The sequence below is a fragment of the Plantactinospora solaniradicis genome (assembly GCF_042658085.1).
Classification (GTDB): Bacteria; Actinomycetota; Actinomycetes; order Mycobacteriales; family Micromonosporaceae; genus Plantactinospora; species Plantactinospora solaniradicis.
This window is the reverse complement of record NZ_JBHSPR010000040.1, coordinates 68,673-70,650: the sequence shown is the minus strand read 5'-3', so window position 1 is coordinate 70,650 and position 1,978 is coordinate 68,673. Positions and strand designations below refer to the sequence as shown.

At 69.3% G+C, this 1,978-nt stretch carries 2 protein-coding genes; both read left to right on the top strand.

Translation table 11 applies throughout. The annotated features are described in order from the left end of the window. Positions 1-192: 192 nt before the first annotated feature. Complete coding sequence (locus ACFP2T_RS34745) at positions 193-1,032, top strand: ABC transporter ATP-binding protein (protein WP_377429386.1); 840 nt, start codon at positions 193-195, stop codon at positions 1,030-1,032. After that, positions 1,029-1,940 carry an ABC transporter permease gene (locus tag ACFP2T_RS34740; protein WP_377429384.1) on the top strand — a complete coding sequence of 304 codons (912 nt, stop codon included), beginning with the start codon at positions 1,029-1,031 and terminating at the stop codon, positions 1,938-1,940. The genes ACFP2T_RS34745 and ACFP2T_RS34740 overlap by 4 nt, the downstream gene beginning before the upstream one ends. The last annotated feature ends 38 nt before the right edge of the window (positions 1,941-1,978 follow it).

Below are 1,978 nucleotides of genomic sequence, written 5' to 3'. Positions count from 1 at the left end.
GTACCACCGACACATCGTCAACGATCAACCACTACAAGATCGACAGGACACGCCCTAGTCCGGACCCCGGGCCGCTTTGTTCGCGTCCGGTGGTGGAAGAAACCCGACACCCCGGTGTCCACCGTTCGATGGACAACCGGATTCAGTCTCGCGGTCGTCCCTGGCTTCCCGGGAACACGACAACATCGAGGCATGACAGTGATCAGTGCGCGCGACCTGCGCAAGTCCTATCGGGGCCAGGTGGCGGTGGACGGAATCGACCTGACCGTGGCCCGTGGCGAGGTGTTCGCGTTGCTGGGGCCGAACGGTGCGGGCAAGACGTCCACGATCGAGATTCTCGAGGGACACCGTCGCCGGGACGGTGGCGCGGTGTCGGTGCTCGGCGAGGACCCGGGGACGGCGGGCCGGAGGTGGCGGGCCAGGCTCGGCATCGTCCTGCAGACCGCGACCGACGCCGCCGAGCTGACGGTCCGGGAAACCGTACGCCACCTGGCCGGGTACTACCCCGATCCCCGCGATCCGGACGAGGTCGTCGCGGTGTGTGGACTGGCCGAGAAGGCCGACGCGCGGATACGCAGCCTCTCCGGCGGCCAACGCCGCCGGCTCGACGTCGCCCTCGGCATCATCGGTCGACCCGAACTGCTGTTCCTGGACGAGCCGACGACGGGGTTCGACCCCGAGGCACGCCGGGAGTTCTGGTCGCTGATCCGGCGGCTCGCCGACGAGGGCACCACGATCCTGCTCACCACCCACTACCTGGACGAGGCCGAGGCACTCGCCGGCCGGCTCGCCGTCATCTCCCGCGGCCGGATCATCGCGGAGGGTACGCCGCAGACCATCGGCGGCCGGGCGACCGTGGCCGCCACCGTCACCTGGCGGGACGGCACGGGGGAGCACCGGGAGCAGACCACCGACCCGATGGCCCTGGTGGCCCGGCTGACCGCGCGGGCCGAACTGACAGTGAGCGACCTGCGGGTACACAGCCCCAGCCTCGAAGACATCTACCTCGAACTGATCGGAGAACGCGCATGACCGGGCGGAACGAGGGGCGACAGACCGCTGCGGCCGTCACCTCACCAGGGGCACGAACGGGGCCCGGAGTGGCCGGCGGCGGCGTCGTGCGGGCTCCCGCCGTCCGCCTGCCGTCGACCCTGCGGATCGGCCTCTCCCGTGGGGTCATCGAACTGAAGCAGTTCTTCCGGCAGAAGGACGCCGTGGTCTTCACCTTCGCCTTTCCGGCCTTCATCGCCCTGATGCTCGGCCTCATCTTCGACGAGCCGGCGCACGGCGTCGCCGACGTCAGGGTGAGCCAGGTCTTCGCGGCCGGAATGATCGCGTACGGGATAGTCTCCACCGCCTTCATCAGCATGGGGGTGGGGATCGCCGTCGACCGCGAGGACGGCACCCTCAAACGGCTCCGGGGTACGCCCGTCACGGCCGGGGCGTACTTCATCGGCAAGATCCTGCTGGTCGGGGTCTCCACCGTCGCGGGGATCATCCTGCTGCTGGCGGTGGGGGTACTGCTCTTCGACCTGAAGCTGCCGACCGATCCCGGCCGCTGGCTGACCCTCGGCTGGCTGTTGACGCTCTCCGTCGTCAGCTGCACGCTGCTCGGCATCGCGGCCAGCGCGCTGGCCAGGTCGGCGAAGAGCGCGCCGGCCGTACTGAACCTGCCGGCGATCGCGTTGCAGTTCGTCTCGGGGATCTTCGTACACAACGACGCGTTGCCGGACGGGATGATTACCGTGGCATCCTTCTTCCCGGTCAAGTGGATGGGCCAGGGGTTCCGGTCGGTGTTCCTGCCGGACAGCATGATGGTGCAGGAGGCGGCGGGTTCGTGGGAACACGGGAGGACCGCCCTGGTGCTCGGTGTGTGGTGCGTGGTCGGGTTGGTGCTCTGCCTGCTGACGTTCCGGTGGGTCGAGCGCGACTCCCGCTAGGTCCGTCCGGGTGCGGCATCGAAACGCCCGCCGCTGGC

Coding starts and splice junctions, on each gene's coding strand:
- ACFP2T_RS34745 (WP_377429386.1), top strand. CDS start 193: ATGACAGTGATCAGTGCGCGCGACCTGCGCAAGTCCTATCGGGGCCAG.
- ACFP2T_RS34740 (WP_377429384.1), top strand. CDS start 1,029: ATGACCGGGCGGAACGAGGGGCGACAGACCGCTGCGGCCGTCACCTCA.